Here is a 16,233-nt window from a genome sequence, read left to right on the forward strand (position 1 = left end):
GTCAGGGGGCGGGCGGGCTGGAGGGCCCGCCAGTCCAGGGCCACGGTCAGGACCATCCCGAAGACGGCGGACGCGGCGGTGCCCGTGTCGAGGTCGCGGCGCAGGTCGCCGGCGGCGACGGCGTCGCGCAGGACGTCGGCGACGACCTCGATGGCGCGCTCGCGGATCAGCCGGGCCGCGTGCTGCCAGTCGCCGCCCGCCCGCCATGTCTCCGCGATGAGCACGCGCGCGAACGGCTCGTGCTCGCCGATGTAGGCGAGTTCGGCGGCGACGACCGCCTCCAGGGCGTCCAGCGGGGCCTTGCCGGACGCCGCGTCGCGCAGCGCGGTCGCGAGGCGTTCGACGCCGTACTCCAGCAGCGCCGAGAACAGGGCGGCCTTGCTGCCGAAGTTGTAGTAGACGGTGCCCTTGGCGACCCCGGCCCGTTCGGCGATCTGGTCGACGGTGGTCGCGGCGAGGCCGCTCTCGGCGATCAGCTCGATCGCCGAGGCGAACAGCTTCTCCCGCGTCGCGCTGCGCGCCACGTCCGCCACCTCCTACAGTTTCAGCGCCGGGTGGAGGCGCTTCAGGGTCCACACCCGGTTGTGCCGGACGGCCAGGGCGGTGAGCGCGAGCCCGCCGGCCAGGAAGGCGACCAGCACCGCACAACCCTGCCATACCGGCGTCAGCGAGCCGCCGCCGATCAGCGGCCGAACGCCGTCCACCACCCACGACATCGGCAGGTACGGCCGGATGACCTGGAAGAAGCGGGGGCTCGTCTCGATCGGGTAGGTGCCCGCCGCCGATGTCAGCTGGAGCATCAGCAGCGCCAGTGCGAGGATCCGGCCGATCGGGCCGAACCGGGCGTTCACCCACTGGATCACGGCGAGGAACGCGGCGGACGCGAGCGCGAGGAACGCGACGAGCCCCGGCCAGTGCGCGGCCCGCAGCCCCAGCGCCAGATGCAGCACCGCCAGGACGACGCACGCCTGCGCCGCCCCGATCAGCGCGGCGGGCAGCCAGCCGGCGAGTGCGACGCGGCGTCCGGGCGCGGTGCCCGCCATCGCGCGCGGGTTCAGCGGCCGCAGCAGCATGTAGATGATCATGCCGCCGACCCACAGCGACAGCGGGACGAAGAACGGCGCGAAACCCGTCCCGTAGTTCGGCACCTTGTTGTCGGTCGCGCTGGCCAGCCGCACCGGGTCGCTCATCATGTCGTCCCGCGCGGCGCGCTCGTTATCGCCGTAGTCAGGGATCTGCCGGACGCCCTCGTCCAGCCCCGCCGCGAGCCTGCCGCTGCCGTCGGAGATCTGCGCGAGCGCCGTCTCCAGCGTCACCGCGCCGCCGGACAGCCGGCCGAGTCCGCCGCGCAGCTCGCCGGCGCCGTCCGACAGCGCGCCGAGCCCGCCCGTGAGCCGGGACGATCCGGCGAGGAGCCTCCCTGCGCCGGTGTTGACCTGCTGGGTTCCGGCATTGAGGCGGTCGACGTCCCGGCGGGCCTTGTCGACCTTGGCGGCCAGGGTGGGCGCGTCCTCGGCGAGCTTGCGGGCGGCCTTCTCCACCGCCCGCGCGTCGGCGGCGACCTTGCGCAGGTCGCCGGCGTGCTCGCGGACGTACCCGTCCACGTCCTTCGCCGCGGCGACGACCTGCGCGGCGGCCCGGGTGAGGTCCTGCCGGACGTTCGCGGGGATCTCCGGATGCGCGGCGAGATGCGTCTCCAGCTCCGCCTGCGCCTTCTCCGCCTGCTCGACGGCGGCGCCGGTCCGCGCGGGCAGTCGCCCGGCCCCGTCCGCGAGTGCGTCGGCGCCCTGCGCGACGGCGAGCGCCGCCCGCCGGATCTCGGGGGCGTTCTCGCGCAGCAGCGGGACGAGCGTGCCGCTCGCCCGGTCGACGGTCGCGGTGAGCCTCCGCATGCCGGCCGCGACCTGGGCGGTCCCGTCGTGCAGCTCGCCGAGCCCGGACGTCAGCTCGCCGCTGCCCGACCGGGCCTCGTCGATGCCGCCCTTGAGCCGTCCCGCACCCGCCTCGGCCTCGCCCGCGCCTTCGGCGAGCCTCCCTGCTCCGTCCTGCGCCTGCCCGGAGCCCTCGGCGAGCCTGCCGGCGCCGCCGGCGGCCTCGCCCAGCTCTCCGTGCAGTTCGCCGAACGAGAGGAAGATCTGGTCGAAGTAGCCGCGCACGGCCTCGCTTCCGGCGGCGGCGCTGATCTCCTTGAACGCGGATTGCGCGAGCGTCCCCATGACGTAGTTGTTCGTGTCGTTCATCTGGAGCCGCAGCCCGGCGGCCGTGGGAATGCCGTCCTTGGACGGCGAGGCGATCCGGGCGCTGAAGTCGGACGGGATCGTCAGCGACATGTAGTACTTCCCCGACCGCACGCCCTTCTCGGCATCCTCCGCCGACACGGTTCGCCAGTCGAAGATCTTGCGCTGCTTCAGCTCGTCCGCGAGATCGGCCCCCGCATGGACGGTCCTGCCGTCAGCCCTGGCGGGCCGGTCCTGGACGACCAGCGCGACCGGCACATGCTGGAGCCGCGCGTAGGGGTCCCAGAACGACCACAGATAGAGACCCGCGTAGAGCAGTGGCAGGAGCACGAGCCCGGCGAGGGCGATGCGGGTCAGCCGGTTGCGCTGGAAACGGCGCAGTTCCAGGCCGCCGGACGTCAGCGCGGGAAGTCTCATCGGGGGGATCTCCTAGCTAGCCCAGGGAGAGGCCGTGCGTGGCCAGGCCATCGGCGGGCGCGGGGTCATGGCAGGCGGCGGCGATGGTGACGCCGCCCGCCGCGATCGCGGCGAGCCGCCGCCACAGCTCCCGCTGCCGGTCGGCGGGCAGCCCCTCGTCGACGTCGTCGAGCAGGAGCAGCCCGGGGTCGCCGACGAGCGCCAGCGCGGCGCCGAGCAGGTGCGCCTCGTCCGGTGCGAGTTCGTTGGCGAGCGTCCGCTGGTCGACGTCCAGGCCGACCCGTTCGAGGGCCCGCCGCCTGCGGGCCTCCCGTCCCCGGAACCGGCCGAAGACGCCCTCGCGCAGAGCCAGCGCCTCGTTCAGGTGCTCGCGGACGGTCAGCGCCGGATCGAGTTCGGTCACGCCCGGCACGATCCCGAGCGCCGCCACCCGCTGGACGTCGCCGGGCCTGGTGAGCCCGCCCACGGCGACCGTGCCCTCTGCTGGCTTCATGCGTCCGGCGAGCGTGAGGAGCAGTGCCGTGCGGCCCGTCCCGGCGATGCCGCTCACCGCGGCCAGGGCCCCGGCCGGGACGTCCAGCCCGACGTCCCGGAACACCCAGCCCCGGGCGCCGCGCACCCCGAGGCCCCGCGCTCGCACGGCGAGCGCAGGGGAGGGCCCGGCTCCGGGACGGCCCCCGCCAGTCCCGGAGCCGTGCGGGGCGGGTCCGGAGACGGCGCCGGCGGTCCCCCCGGCCGCGGCAGCCGTCCCCGGAGTCTGGTGCTCGGTCGCCATCACGAGCCTCCGAGAGGAAATTTGAACTGACTGGTCAGTGCAAACCTAACTCTGCCCGGAACCTCGCGAATCCACCGAGACGGTGACATCTGACACGTGACCGCTCAACCCCAGGTCACACGGGCAGGGCAGGGTGAGTTGCATCACATCGCCGGAGCCGAGAGCGCGCTATTGGACGCACCGTCCGATCTGCGAGACCGATCGTCTGGGGCCGCGCCGCCGCCCATATGATCTTTTCTCGGTATTGGCGACGACGAGGGGCCGGTCGACCGTGGAACCACTCCGTCCGGGGGACCCCGCCGAGATCGGCGGCTACCCGCTGCTGGGCCGGCTCGGCGCGGGCGGCATGGGGCAGGTCTACCTGGGGCTGACCGGCGCCGGGCGGCACATCGCCGTTAAGGTCATCCGGGAGGGCTTCGAGGGGCCGGACGCGCTCGCCCGGTTCCGCCGCGAGGTCGCGACCGTCGGGCGGGTGCGCAGCCGGTGCGCCGCCGCGCTGGTCGGCGCCGGGCTCGACGCGCCGCCGTACTGGCTGGCCACCGAGTACGTTCCCGGCCCGACGCTCCGGCAGGCCGTCGCGCAGCACGGGCCGGTTCCGCCGGACGCCTGCGTCCGGCTGCTGGCCGCGCTCGCCCGCGGGCTGCTGGAGATCCACGGGCAGGGCGTCCAGCACCGCGACCTCAAGCCGGGCAACGTGATCCTCGCCCCGGACGGGCCGCGGCTGATCGACTTCGGCATCGCGCGCGGCGAGGGCCAGACGCAGATCACCCAGACCGGCGCGTGGAACGGCACCCCCGGCTACGTCGCACCCGAGGTCGTGCGCGAGCAGCAGCCCGTCCCCGCCTCGGACGTGTTCTCGCTCGCGGGCACGATCGCCTACGCCGCCACGGGACGCCCGCCGTTCGGCGGCGGCCGCATCGAGGCCGTCATCCACCGCACCCTGAGCGGCGAGATCGACCTGGACGGCGTCGACCCGCGCCTCGCCGACCTCGTCCGGCAGTGCGCCGCGAAGGAACCGGAGGACCGGCCCACCCTGGAGCGGCTGCTCGAACTCGCCGCGGACCCCGTCTCCCTGGCCGACGACCCCGAGTACCGGCGACGGGTCGGCGCCCCGCGGCAGGTGCCCACCGATGTCGCGGACGCGGTCGCGACCGGGCTCGTCCCGCCGGACCACACGCGGACCGGGCCGGGCGGCGGGCCGCGCTCCCGCGCCGCCGTCATCGCGGCGTCCGCCGGGGTCGCCGTGGTCGTCCTCGCGATCGCCGTCGTCGTCCGCCTCGCCATCAACGACGACGAGGGCGACAGGCCGAACGGGGCGCAGACCGGGAACACCGGTACGGCCCAGGAGGCGGACGGCGGCTCGTCCACGGCAGCGGGCGGCACGCAGGCCGAGCGGACTCCCGGGCCCGGCGGCCGTCCGCCGGACGACATCCTGGTGAAGCAGCCCACCGCGGACTTCGGGAAGCTGAAGTTCTCCCAGAAGGACTTCACGTGCCTGCCCGCGCTCCGCGTCGAGCCCGAGGACGAGCGCATGGCGAGCGGGCTGCAGGTCTCGGCGCCGCGCAACCCGTACAGGGGGGCGTCCGTGAAGTTCGGCATGCGCTTCAAGTACGAGCGGCCGTCCGACTACTACCTGGCCGCCCAGGTCCGCCAGCCGGGGCCCTGGGGCAGTGCGGGACCCGGATGGGTCCTCAGCAAGCCGCATCTGTACCCGGCCGGCGAGGCGGGCGACCACGGCCTGGACCTCACCTACCCGGACGATTTCCGCGAGAGCAAGACGGGCGGGACGGGGCCCGTGAACGTCGGCAAGGGCGTCTGGACGATCGTCTGGCTCCACGTCCGCCCCAATGGCGACGCCTACTACCTCGGCTGTGACGGCTTCACGGTCGCCTGAGCGGTGCGTGCGGGGTCACCGGACGGTGATGACCGCCGAGCCGTGGCCGAAGAGGCCCTGGTTCACGGCGATGCCGGCGCGGGCGTTCTCGACCTGGCGGCCCTCGGCCTGTCCGCGCAGTTGCCAGGTCAGCTCGCAGACCTGTGCGATCGCCTGGGCCGGGATCGCCTCGCCGAAGGAGGCGAGGCCGCCGCTCGGGTTGACCGGGATGCGGCCGCCGAGCGCCGTCGCGCCCGAGCGCAGCAGTTCCTCCGCGCCGCCCTGCTCGCACAGGCCGATGTCCTCGTACCAGTCGAGTTCGAGGGCGGTGGAGAGGTCGTAGACCTCGGCGAGCGACAGGTCCTCGGGGCCGAGGCCGGCCTCCTCGTAGGCGGCGTGCGCGATCGCGGAGCGGAACGGGCGCTCGGGGACGGCGGCCGTCATGGCCGAGTCCGTCGCGAAGTCGGGCAGGTCGAGGACGGTCTTGGGGAAGGTCGGCGTGACCGTCGAGATCGCCGGGATGCGCACCGGGTCGGTGACGCCGTGCCGCCGCGCGAACTCCATGGAGGTGAGGACGAGCGCGGCGCCGCCGTCGCTGGTCGCGCAGATGTCCAGGAGGCGGAGCGGGTCGGCGACGACGGCGGACTCGCGGACGTCCTCCGCCGTCACCTCCTTGCGGTACCGGGCGTTCGGGTTGGAGAGGCCGTGCCGCGCGTTCTTCACCTTGACGGCGGCGAAGTCGTCCAGCGTCGCGCCGTACAGGGCCATCCGGCGGCGCGCGTAGAGGGCGAAGTAGATGGGGTTCGTCGCACCGAGCAGGCGGAAGCGGAGCCAGTCGGGGTCGTCGGGGCGGTCGCCGCCGACCGGCTTGAAGAAGCCCTTCGGCGCGGCGTCGGCGCCGACGACCAGCGCGACGTCGCACAGGCCCGCGAGGATCTGCGCGCGCGCCGTGTTGATGGCCTGCGCCCCGGAGGCGCACGCCGCGTAGCAGCTCGACACCCGCGCGCCCGACCAGCCGAGCGCCTGCGCGAACGTGGCGCCGGCGATGAACCCCGGGTACCCGTTCCGGATGGTGTCGGCGCCCGACACGTACTGGACGTCGGTCCACGAGAGCCCGGCGTCGGCGAGGGCGGCCCGCGCCGCCGCGAGCCCGTACTCGACGAAGTTGCGGCCCCACTTGCCCCACGGGTGCATGCCCGCACCGAGGACGGCGATGTCGCGACTCATTTGACGGGCCTCCACATCCACACCGTGTACTCGGCTTCGTCGTCCTCGTAGAGGGCGCCTTCGGTCAGCTCGACCTCCATGCCGACCTCGAGGTCGTCGACGGTGACGCCGGGGACGACCTGGCCGAGGACGACCATGCGCTCGGCCTCGAGTTCGACGGCGGCGACCGTGTAGGGGACGAACGGGTCGGGGGAGACGTACGGGGGCGGCGGCTTGTACCGCGAGTCGGCGTACGACCACACGCGCCCGCGCGGCGACAGCGCGTACGGCTCCAGCTCCGAGCCGTCCTTCGGCCCGGTGCAGCCGGGGTTGCGGCACGCCAGCTCGTTGCGCGGGAAGTACGGCGTTCCGCACGACGAGCAGCGGGTACCGAGCAGGCGGACGTCGCCGTCCGCGGTGGTGTACCAGCCCTCGACGGCCGGACGGCGCTCCTTGGTCGTGGTCACGCGGCCCCTCCTCGTGTCATCCGGCGCAGCGTAACAACCAAACGATCGTTAGAAAGAACGCCGTCCGGTGAGCGGGACAGAACCCTGGGAGCCAGCTAACTGACTCGTCAGTCACTTCGCTACAGTGAACCGAGTCGGATTCTGCCCATAGCCGCCCACAGGGTGCGAGCGAGTAGGGAGCGCGCGGATGCGGACAGGTCTTGAGGGAAGGACGGCCCTGATCACCGGGGCGTCCCGGGGCATCGGGAAGGCGATCGCGGCCGCGTTCGCCGCCGAGGGCGCCAACGTGGTGCTCTCGTCCCGCAAACAGGAGGCGCTCGACGAGGTCGCCAAGGAGATCGGCGCGGCGAGCCCGAAGGTGGGCGTCCTCGCCAAGGCGGCGCACGTCGCGCACGCCGACGAGGCGGCCGCGTGCGTGGACGCGGCCGTGCGGGAGTTCGGCGGCGTCGACATCCTGGTCAACAACGCCGGCACGAACCCCTACTTCGGGCCGATGGCCGACATCGAGCCCGCCGCCGCGGCGAAGACCGTCGAGATCAACCAGTTCCCGATCGTGCAGTGGACGCAGCTCGCGCTGAAGGCGGGCATGGCCGAGCGCGGCGGCTCCATCATCAACATCGCCTCCATCGGCGGCATGGTCACCGAGCACGGCATCGGCTACTACAACGTCACCAAGGCCGCGGTCATCCACCTCAGCCGGCAGTTCGCGATGGAGCTCGCACCCAAGGTGCGGGTGAACTGCATCGCGCCCGGCCTGGTCAAGACCCACCTCGCCCGCGCGCTGTGGGAGGGCAAGGAGGCCGAGATCAGCAAGTACATGCCGCTCGCCCGCCTCGGCGAGCCCGAGGACATCGCGAACGCGGCCGTGTTCCTCGCGGGCGACCTCTCGTCCTGGATGACCGGGCAGACCCTCGTCGTGGACGGCGGCTCCACCATCCGCCCGTCGATCGCCTAGGAGGCGCGCATGTCACGCTGGGGACTGACCATTCCGCTGACCGGGCTTCCGCTGGCCGAGCACCGCGAGATCGTGGCGGAGCTGTCCGGGCTCGGCTACACCGACGCCTGGTCCGCCGAGACGAACGGGACGGACGCGTTCACCCCGCTGGCGCTCGCCTCCCAGTGGGGCCCCGAGCTGCGCCTCGGGCCCGCGATCGTCCCGGTCTACACGCGCGGCCCGGCGCTGCTGGCCCAGCACGCCGCCACCCTCGCGGGCCTCGCGCCCGGACGGTTCGTGCTCGGCATCGGCACCTCGTCCGACACGATCGTGCAGCGCTGGAACGGCATTCCGTTCGACGAGCCGTACAAGCGGGTCCGCGACACGCTGCGCTTCCTGCGCAAGGCGCTCGCCGGGGAGAAGGTGAAGGAGGAGTACGACACCTTCGCCGTCAAGGGCTTCAAGCTGGACAACGTGCCGGAGACGGCGCCGCCGATCGTCCTCGCGGCGCTGCGTCCCGGCATGCTGCGGCTCGCCGCGCGGGAGGCCGACGGCGCGATCACCAACTGGCTGGCGCCGAAGGACGTCCGGACGGTCCGCGGCGAGCTGGGCGAGGAGCCGGAGCTGATCGCGCGGCTGTTCGTGTGCCCGACCGGCGACGCCGAGGAGGCCCGCGCGATCGGCCGCTGGATGATCGCCGCGTACATGACGGTCCCCGTCTACAAGGCGTTCCACGAGTGGCTCGGCCGCGGCGAGGCGCTGGCCCCGATGAACGAGGCGTGGGCGGCCGGCGACCGGAAGAAGGCCCTGGAGGTCATCCCGGACGAGGTCGTCGACGACCTGATCGTGCACGGGTCGCCGGAGGCGTGCCGGGCCAGGATCCGCGAGTACGTGGACAACGGCCTGACCACGCCGGTCCTCGCGGTCGTCCCCGGCGGCGGCCTCTCCCAGGCCGAGGCGGTGCGGGCGCTCGCCCCGAACGCCGGCTGACCCGGGCGGCCGGTCGCGGTCCGGACGCCCGCCGATGTTCGCCGCGGAGGTTCGCCGCGGATGTGCCGCGGATGTTTGCCGCCGTGGCGATCGGGGAGGGTGGGGCAGATCCGACACGAGAACGACAGAGACGTGAGGAGCTGATCGTGCTCACGCTGACCAGCGGTGCCGTCCAGGTCATCCGTACCGTGACCGCCAACCCGGAGCTTCCGCCGGAGACCGGTATCCGCATCGAGTCCGGGCTCGACGGCTCGGACGCCCTGCGGCTCTCGGTCGCCCCCGCGCCCGAGGCCGGCGACCAGGTCGTCGAGGAGGAGGGCGCGAAGGTGTACCTGGAGCCCACCGTCGCCGAGATGCTGGACGACAAGATGCTCGACGCGCAGGTCGACCCGCAGGGGGACGTCGCGTTCACCATCGCGGAGGGCACCGGGGGGACCCCTACCTGACGTGTGCGGCGAGACCCGGGGCCTCCGATCGCGGGAGCCCCGGGTCTCGTGCCGTCAACTCATCGCCGCGACGACGGCGACCACGGCGAACACGAACGCCGCCGTGGTGAGGACCATGAAGGCCGCGATCACCGCGCAGGCCAGACCGCGCGGCTGGTCGCGCCACGTGCCGTACCGTTCGCGCACCTGCCCGTCCAGTTCTTCCCGGGACGGCCGTCCCGCGTCCGGGGGGTCGGGCGAAGGCGGGGTCGTCACGATCGCCAGTCTCGCAGATTCCTCACTCATCGAAGGACGGATGCGGGCCGAGGGCCCAGTACTCGTAGAGGCCGTAGCCGGTGACGGCGCCGGTGGGCTGCGCCCCGTCCAGGTACTCGTACCGGCCGACGGCGTCCACCATGCCCCACATGCGGGCGGCGTCGTCCGGTTTGCGGGTGTCGTAGGCGACGCCCTGGACCTTGAGGTCCGGCCCCTGGTACATGCCGTGCTTCCAGTCGGGCTCCAGCCCGTATCCGGTGCCGACCATCAGGTGGACGGGCAGGATCGGCGTCGCCTTCACCTCGAACGGCTCCCCGCCGGGCGGTGAGAACCGCAGCGTGGCGGTGACGACGTCGCGGGTGCCCTCGGCGTATACGGGACGGTATTCGGGACGTCCCAGGTACTCGTCCTCACGGTCGGGCCAGACGCGGGTGGCCTCTTCCAGGACGCGGCGGCCCTTCTCGTCCTCCTGCACGATGCACAGGATCGAGTGGTCCTCGAACTGGATCGGCGTGTAGAGCCAGTAGAAGGTGCCCGCGTTCTTGACCTGGATGCCCGGCGGCTCGGGCTCGCCCACGGGACGGATGCCCCACGACCGGTCGCGCGAGCCCCACCAGTGGTCGGGCGTGGCCTCGATGGTCTCGCCGTCCACCGTGATGGTGCCCGTCCAGCGGCCGGTCTGGGCCAGGCGCCGAGAGTCGAAGACGACGCGCTCCTGCCAGCGCAGGTAGTGCGGAGGCTCCAGCGTGGCGGGGATCGTCCCTTCCCACATGAGGTCGAAGGCCAGGCCGTGCTCGTTGTCGTCCAGGACGACCCTGAGCCGCTTCAGCCCCTCGATGACCTCGACGCGGAACGGGCCGACCGTGGTGTCCATGCGGTCGTTCCCCAGCTCGCGGGACGCCCGGACGACCTTGTGCGCGTGGCCGCGCCGCACGACCGCGAACGCGTCCATCACCCCGAGGTTCGGGTACTGCCCGATCCCGATGAGGAGCATCATCTCGTCGGAGCAGGGGTGCACGTTGAAGTAGTACCGGTCGTAGAAGTTGCGGTCGGACGTCGTGACGTGCCGCATCACCTCGGGCGCCTGGTGGATCGGGTAGTCGTCGAGCGGCGACAGCGTCACTGGTCACCTCCGAGGATGCGCGCGAGCAACTGCGTGCAGTTGTTGTTGTAGGGGAAGTCGGAGGTCTCGTCGATCCAGCCGAAGTCGATCATCGCCTGGCCGATCCGCGCCATGATCACCGAGAACTTGAAGCCGGACAGGACCTCGTAGTACGCCAGGTGCCGCATCGGGCGGCCGAGCAGCTCCTCGTACCGGGCGACGGTCTCGGCATGGGACGGGAAGCCGTCCAGCCGGGGCGCGCCCATGCCGTCGCTGTGGTGCCGGTCGAGGAACATGAACCAGGCGAGGTCCTCCTCGGGGGCGCCGAGCACCGCGGTCTCCCAGTCCAGGACGGCCGCCGGCACGCCGGCCTGGAAGATCACGTTGCCGATGCGGGCGTCGCCCCACAGTGCGACCGGTTCGTCCGGCTCGTCCGGGCGGTTGGCCTTCAGCCACTCCAGCGCCCTGAGCGCCGTCTCCTGCGGGCCCTTGTAGGCCCAGTGCAGGTAGTGCTCGTAGTAGGCGAGCCGCTGGTCGAGGCCGGGCGCGCCCCAGGCCGGCTGGTCGAGGAAGCCGAGGTCGAGGCCGCGGACGTCCAGCCGGTGCAGGTCCGCCATGATCTCCAGCGTGGACCACCACATCGCGGCGCGCTCGGCGGGCTCGATCTCGGTCACCCAGCCGCCGGTGTGGTACGGGGGCATGTCGGTCGGGACGCGGCCGTCGACCCGTCCCATCACGAAGAACGGGGCGCCGAGCACGTCCGCGGACGGCTCGTACCAGCGGATCGGCGGCACGGGGACGGACGTGCGCTCGTCCAGGATGCGCATCAGCCGGTACTCGTCGGCGAAGCGCGGCTCGGGGAAGACCTGGTACGCGGTGGGCGCGACCCGCGCGACGAACGACTCCCGCCCGGCCTCGCCGCCCTCGCTCCACTCGGCCTCGAACATGAGGGTCTCATTGGAGAAGCCGCTGGTCTGCGGGGTGTCCACGTGGGGGATCCGGACGCCGGGCAGATGCCCGCCGAGCCAGTCCGCCAGCGCGCGTCGGGTGATCTCGGGATCGCGTTGGTCGGGAACGGGCATCGCCGCCTCCTTGCGCCGGACTCCTGCGCCGGGTCAAAGTAGAACGTGTTCTATCAACGACCCGGGGGCCGGTCAATGGGGCCCGCATTCCGGTCGTGAAAGCATGGCCGGATGCGCCTAACGAAGTTCGGACATGCCTGCGTCCAGATCACCGAGGACGACCGCACGATCGTCATCGACCCCGGTTCCTTCAGCGAGGCGTCCGGCGCGCTGGCCGCCGCCGACGCCGTCCTGATCACCCATGAGCACTTCGACCACTTCGACCCGGACGCGCTGCGCGCCGCGATGGCCGCGCGCCCCGCACTGGAGGTCTGGACGTCCCGCGTCGTCGCGGAGAACCTCGCCGACCTCGGCGGGCGCGTCCACCAGGTCGGCCACGGGGACGCCGTGACGGTCGCCGGGTTCGACGTCCATGTCTACGGGGAGGAGCACGAGATCCTCCACCCGGACGTGCCGCCGATCCCGAACGTCGGTTTCCTTGTGAACGGGGAGGTGTTCCACCCGGGCGACGCGCTGACCGTCCCGTCTGAGCCGGTGCCGACCCTGTGCCTGCCGGGCAATGCGCCGTGGATGAAGATTCCGGAGTTGTACGCCTACACGCGCGAGGTCCGTCCCGAGCGGGCCTTCGTCATCCACGACGGTCTGCTGAACGACATCGGCCTCACGGTGATGCAGAACCACGTCGCCAAGGCGGGCGAAGAACTCGGCAAGGAGTTCCGCCGCCTCGCCCCCGGCACCTCGGTGGACCTGGGCGCCAAGTGAACCTGCGCCCCATCCAGGCGGTGTTCTTCGACATCGGCGAGACCCTCGTCAACGAGGGGGAGATCTACGGGCGCTGGGCCGACTGGTTCGGCGTGCCGAGGCACACCTTCCTGACCAAGCTGGGCGCGGTGCTCGCGCTCGGCGGCAGCCACATGGACCTGCTGGAGTACTTCCGGCCCGGTTTCGACCTCGCGGAGGAGGAGCGGCTCCGCGCCGAGGCGGGCGTCCCGAACGGGTTCGGGCCCGACGACCTGTACCCGGACGCGCGGGCCTGCCTGTCCGGCCTGCGCGACCAGGGCCTCTACGTCGGGATCGCGGGCAACCAGCCGGTCGAGGCCGCCGCGCAGATGGCGGCGCTCGGCCTGGACGCGGAGGTCGTCGGCATCTCGGCCGTGTGGGGCGTCAGCAAGCCGTCCCACGAGTTCTTCGAGCGCTGCGCCCAGCTCGCGGACGTCCTGCCGGACCGCGTCCTGTACGTGGGGGACCGGATCGACAACGACGTCCGTCCCGCCCTGGAGTTCGGGATGCGCGCGGCGTTCCTGCGACGCGGCCCGTGGGGGCACATCCAGGAGGACGACGACGCGCTCCGCCAATGCCTGTTCGTCCTGGACGACCTCGTCGGCCTGCCGAAGCTGGTGGCCGAGTACAACGCCCCCTAGACGCCCCTTAGGGGACGCCCCCTAATCCCGAGGTATGGCCCGGGAACGGGCCCAGCGGCCGATGTGGAGCCCCCTGTCCAGTTCGTAGCGTGGGGAACACGGCGGCGGAAATCCGCGGCCGTGTTCACCGCTCGACGAATCGGGGAGAGAAGAACCATGAACGGCCTTTACCGTCCGCGCGACAACCGAATGATCGCGGGTGTCTGCGCCGGCCTCGCGCGCCGGTTCGGCATGACCCCCGGGATGGTCCGCCTGCTCTTCGTGCTGTCGTGCCTGCTGCCCGGACCGCAGTTCGTCGTCTACCTGGTGCTGTGGGTGATGATGCCGGACGAGGACCGGCACATGGCGGGCGCCCGCTAGTCCAAGATCATCGATAGTGCTCGACCGGGCCCGCCTGTGGGTGTTAGATCGGGGCACCACCATCGGACCTTTTCCGCCGTCCGGTCGCCGATGCGGGGACCGCCGGGGATGACCGGGTCCGTCCCGCCATGGGAAGGGAAGGAGCCGTGGTGCCTGAGGGCGGAGCCGCCGCGCGCGAGGCCGAGTACGCCGCCCGGCTGCTCGGCTTCCTGCGCGACCTCGCGCGGGCCCGGCGCCGCCCGTCGCGCGACCTCGCCGACCACGACCACGTCCACTGGCTGGCGGGCCTGCCCGGCGACGTCTACGTGGAGGCGGACGCCGGGCCCGGCGACGTCCTGTTCAGCGTCCCGGTCATCCCGCTCACGCCGCCCGTCGTGCTGGAGGAGTTCGACGGCTGGCTCGCGCTCCGCAACTGGTACCGCCTCCTGCGGGAGCTGGCCGACGAGGAGGTCGTGCTGGCGACCGGCCTGCTGTCGTGGCGCCCGGCCGTCCACGACCACCTGCTGAGCACGCCCGTCCGGATCGCGGTGGACGAGCGGTCCGAGCGCATCGACGTCGTCCTCGCCGGGCACACCGTCCTGCGCGACCGGGACCTGCTCTCCGGGCATCCCGGTTTCCGTCCCGCGGGCTGGATCGCGGACGCCGTCCAGTCCGGGCAGGGTTTCGGGCTGAACGCCTCGGTCGGGGACGTCCTCCGGAAATGGTGCCAGGTGGCGCTCACCACCCCGGCCGACTACCGCGAGGACTGGACGCCCGACACCGACACCGGCACGCCCGCGCCCCGCATGCGGCTGGCGCCCGCCCTGGTCGTCCGGCCGCCGGGCCGCGCCGCCGTCGCCGACCACCACGCCCGGCTGCTCAGCCTGCTGCCGCGCGGCGTCCCGGACGGGATGGCGCGCCTGGTGTCCGCGTCGCAGAAGCCGCAGGTCATGCACATCCCGGAGCGGACGCCGGAGACGGTCCCCGACCTGCTCGCCGGGCTGCTCGCACGCGGGCACCGGGTGCTCGTTGCCACGTCCGGGCCGGCCGCCTCCGCCGCGCTGCGCGCCGCCCTCCCGCCCGGCCTCGCCGCCCTCACGGCGACCGACCAGGCCACGGCGGCGCGGGTCGCCGACGCGATCCGGGAGGCCGCGCCCGACCTGGCCGCGGCGACCGAACGGGAGAGGGCCGCCGCCCTCCGGCTCGCCGAACTCCGCGACAAGCCGGACGAACCGCCGCCCGACCGCCGGGACGAGGACCCCGACCTCTCGTGGATGCCCGTCCGGCCGGACATGCCGCCGACCCCGCCGATCTCCCGCAGCGAGGCCGCCGAACTCGTCGTCCTGCTCGCCGAGGAGAGCCCCGAGCGCAAGGCCCGCACCGCGCAGCGCGACGTCGACCCGGGCGCGCTGCCGAGCGCCGCCTACGTCCGCACCCTGATCGACGCGGAGGTCGCCGCGGCCGAGCGCGCCGAACGCGCGAAGACCGACCTGTCCCAGCGGCTGCGCGACAGCGACGTCACCCTCCTCGCCCGCCTGGACGGCGACGCGTCCGTCGTCGCCGCCGCGCTCCGCGACCTCGGCCTGGACGGCCACCCCGGCGGCTGGAACCCCGCCGACCTCGCCGTCCGCGCGTTCGGCGACGCGCTCGCCGAACGCCGCCCGCTCATCTGGGCCCGCGTCTCGGAGATGACGTCCCGCGCCCAGTGGGCCGAACGCGCCCTCGCCGACCTCGGCGCCCACCGCGTCGACCTGCCCGCCGAGGCCGACCTGCGCGGCCTCGCCGCCGCCGCGCAGGACCTCCGCGCGCACCTGGCGGGCGGCGGCGCGCTGAAACGCGGCCCGCTCCGCTCCGCCGCCCAGCGCCAGGCCGAACCCCTCCTCGCCACCGTCACCGTGGACGGCGCCGCGCCCACCACGCCCGAACTGCTCGACATCGTCCACAGCGAGCTCATGGTGCGGATCACCTGCCGCGAACTCCAGTACGTCTGGGAGGCCGCCGGGATCTCCTTCCCCGCCGACCTGCCGCCCGCCGAGCGCGTGGCCCGGTTCGTCCGCGCCCACGCCCGCCTCGCCCGCATCGGCGAGGCGATGCGGGCCGTCGACTCGACGCGCCGCCTCCTCGACCGGGGCGGGTTCGGCATCGCCCTCGCCCACCCCGTCCAGTGGCACACCTACGCCGCCGCGCTGCGGACCGCCCTCGAAGGGCTCGGCGTCAACCGCGCCACCGCCGACCTCGACGCGCTCCGCGACTCGATCGGCCCCGCCGAGCCCGGCGATCCGCCCGAACTGGCCGCCGCGGTGGCCGCCATCGACGCGCGCGACGCGGCCGCCTACGGCCGCGCCCTGGGCGGCCTCGCCGAGGCCCGGCACGAGCGCTCCCTGCAGGTCCGCTGCGCGGACCTCCTCGCCCGCGTCCGCGCCGTCCACCCCGACCTCGCCAACCTCATGATCGCCACCGACGGCGACGAGGCCTGGCACGCCCGCACCCGCCGCTGGGACGACGCCTGGACCTGGGCCCGCCGCGCCGCCACCGCCCCGCCCGCGCCCGACCGCGCCGCGCTGACCGCCGCCGCCGAGAAGGAACTCGGCGAGGCCCGCACCGCCCTCACCGCCGCCCGCGCGTGGACGGCCGCCGTCGCCCTCGCCGACGTCCCCGCCTGGATCCTCCCTCTGTGGCGCATCCCGGA

16 protein-coding genes are annotated in these 16,233 nt (G+C 73.3%); 8 read left to right on the forward strand and 8 right to left on the reverse strand.

Annotated elements, in window-relative coordinates; all coding sequences use genetic code 11:
- The 3 genes from E1284_RS28505 to E1284_RS28515 all read right to left on the reverse strand — a co-directional run.
- On the reverse strand, positions 1 to 533 hold a 533-nt coding region (locus tag E1284_RS28505), incomplete at its 3' end, for a TetR/AcrR family transcriptional regulator (RefSeq protein ID WP_243714798.1).
- A gap of 3 nt (positions 534 to 536) precedes the next feature.
- Positions 537 to 2,654: a YhgE/Pip domain-containing protein gene (locus E1284_RS28510; RefSeq protein WP_131943241.1), complete on the reverse strand. Its 2,118-nt coding sequence runs from the start codon at positions 2,652 to 2,654 to the stop codon at positions 537 to 539.
- Between the two features lie 16 nt (positions 2,655 to 2,670).
- A complete protein-coding gene (locus E1284_RS28515; protein WP_243714799.1) occupies positions 2,671 to 3,294 on the reverse strand; it encodes an ATP-binding cassette domain-containing protein in 624 nt (207 codons plus the stop codon).
- A 406-nt stretch (positions 3,295 to 3,700) separates the two neighbouring features.
- On the opposite strand from E1284_RS28515, the gene E1284_RS28520 reads away from it, so the two are divergent.
- Positions 3,701 to 5,323 carry a serine/threonine protein kinase gene (locus tag E1284_RS28520; protein WP_207923995.1) on the forward strand — a complete coding sequence of 541 codons (1,623 nt, stop codon included), beginning with the start codon at positions 3,701 to 3,703 and terminating at the stop codon, positions 5,321 to 5,323.
- 15 nt (positions 5,324 to 5,338) lie between these two features.
- Here the strand turns inward: E1284_RS28520 and E1284_RS28525 are convergent, their stop codons facing one another.
- Positions 5,339 to 6,529, reverse strand: coding sequence for a lipid-transfer protein (locus E1284_RS28525; RefSeq protein ID WP_131943242.1), 1,191 nt, complete (start codon positions 6,527 to 6,529; stop codon positions 5,339 to 5,341).
- A complete protein-coding gene (locus tag E1284_RS28530; RefSeq protein ID WP_131943243.1) occupies positions 6,526 to 6,975 on the reverse strand; it encodes a Zn-ribbon domain-containing OB-fold protein in 450 nt (149 codons plus the stop codon). The genes E1284_RS28525 and E1284_RS28530 overlap by 4 nt, the downstream gene beginning before the upstream one ends.
- Before the next feature lie 187 nt (positions 6,976 to 7,162).
- On the opposite strand from E1284_RS28530, the gene E1284_RS28535 reads away from it, so the two are divergent.
- The 3 genes from E1284_RS28535 (at position 7,163) to E1284_RS28545 (ending at position 9,345) form a co-directional block, all read left to right on the forward strand.
- A complete protein-coding gene (locus tag E1284_RS28535; RefSeq protein ID WP_131943244.1) occupies positions 7,163 to 7,930 on the forward strand; it encodes an SDR family oxidoreductase in 768 nt (255 codons plus the stop codon).
- Positions 7,931 to 7,939: 9 nt separating this feature from the next.
- Positions 7,940 to 8,899 carry an LLM class F420-dependent oxidoreductase gene (locus E1284_RS28540; RefSeq protein ID WP_131943245.1) on the forward strand — a complete coding sequence of 320 codons (960 nt, stop codon included), beginning with the start codon at positions 7,940 to 7,942 and terminating at the stop codon, positions 8,897 to 8,899.
- Positions 8,900 to 9,045: 146 nt separating this feature from the next.
- Positions 9,046 to 9,345, forward strand: a complete 300-nt coding sequence (locus E1284_RS28545; protein WP_131943246.1) for a Fe-S cluster assembly protein HesB — start codon at positions 9,046 to 9,048, stop codon at positions 9,343 to 9,345.
- Between the two features lie 54 nt (positions 9,346 to 9,399).
- On the opposite strand, the gene E1284_RS28550 is transcribed toward E1284_RS28545, so the two are convergent.
- The 3 genes from E1284_RS28550 to E1284_RS28560 are packed head-to-tail and all read right to left on the reverse strand — an operon-like array spanning position 9,400 to position 11,784.
- Positions 9,400 to 9,600 (reverse strand): hypothetical protein, encoded by a 201-nt coding sequence (locus E1284_RS28550; protein WP_131943247.1) that lies wholly within the window; start codon positions 9,598 to 9,600, stop codon positions 9,400 to 9,402.
- Between the two features lie 22 nt (positions 9,601 to 9,622).
- A complete protein-coding gene (locus E1284_RS28555; RefSeq protein WP_207923996.1) occupies positions 9,623 to 10,723 on the reverse strand; it encodes an Rv3169 family protein in 1,101 nt (366 codons plus the stop codon).
- Positions 10,720 to 11,784 carry a phosphotransferase family protein gene (locus E1284_RS28560; protein WP_131943248.1) on the reverse strand — a complete coding sequence of 355 codons (1,065 nt, stop codon included), beginning with the start codon at positions 11,782 to 11,784 and terminating at the stop codon, positions 10,720 to 10,722. The genes E1284_RS28555 and E1284_RS28560 overlap by 4 nt, the downstream gene beginning before the upstream one ends.
- A 111-nt stretch (positions 11,785 to 11,895) precedes the next feature.
- Here E1284_RS28560 and E1284_RS28565 point away from each other — a divergent pair, with 111 nt between their 5' ends.
- From E1284_RS28565 to E1284_RS28580, 4 genes are all read left to right on the forward strand, one after another.
- Positions 11,896 to 12,546: an MBL fold metallo-hydrolase gene (locus E1284_RS28565; protein WP_131943249.1), complete on the forward strand. Its 651-nt coding sequence runs from the start codon at positions 11,896 to 11,898 to the stop codon at positions 12,544 to 12,546.
- Complete coding sequence (locus E1284_RS28570; protein WP_131943250.1) at positions 12,543 to 13,205, forward strand: HAD family hydrolase; 663 nt, start codon at positions 12,543 to 12,545, stop codon at positions 13,203 to 13,205. The genes E1284_RS28565 and E1284_RS28570 overlap by 4 nt, the downstream gene beginning before the upstream one ends.
- 156 nt (positions 13,206 to 13,361) lie before the next feature.
- Complete coding sequence (locus tag E1284_RS28575) at positions 13,362 to 13,565, forward strand: PspC domain-containing protein (protein ID WP_131943251.1); 204 nt, start codon at positions 13,362 to 13,364, stop codon at positions 13,563 to 13,565.
- 149 nt (positions 13,566 to 13,714) lie between these two features.
- Positions 13,715 to 16,233, forward strand: a 2,519-nt coding sequence (locus E1284_RS28580; protein ID WP_131943252.1) for a hypothetical protein, incomplete at its 3' end; no start/stop codon positions are given.

Source organism: Actinomadura bangladeshensis (assembly GCF_004348335.1).
GTDB classification, from domain to species: Bacteria; Actinomycetota; Actinomycetes; order Streptosporangiales; family Streptosporangiaceae; genus Spirillospora; species Spirillospora bangladeshensis.

Coding starts and splice junctions, on each gene's coding strand:
- E1284_RS28510 (WP_131943241.1), bottom strand. CDS start 2,654: ATGAGACTTCCCGCGCTGACGTCCGGCGGCCTGGAACTGCGCCGTTTC.
- E1284_RS28525 (WP_131943242.1), bottom strand. CDS start 6,529: ATGAGTCGCGACATCGCCGTCCTCGGTGCGGGCATGCACCCGTGGGGC.
- E1284_RS28535 (WP_131943244.1), top strand. CDS start 7,163: ATGCGGACAGGTCTTGAGGGAAGGACGGCCCTGATCACCGGGGCGTCC.
- E1284_RS28540 (WP_131943245.1), top strand. CDS start 7,940: ATGTCACGCTGGGGACTGACCATTCCGCTGACCGGGCTTCCGCTGGCC.
- E1284_RS28560 (WP_131943248.1), bottom strand. CDS start 11,784: ATGCCCGTTCCCGACCAACGCGATCCCGAGATCACCCGACGCGCGCTG.
- E1284_RS28565 (WP_131943249.1), top strand. CDS start 11,896: ATGCGCCTAACGAAGTTCGGACATGCCTGCGTCCAGATCACCGAGGAC.
- E1284_RS28575 (WP_131943251.1), top strand. CDS start 13,362: ATGAACGGCCTTTACCGTCCGCGCGACAACCGAATGATCGCGGGTGTC.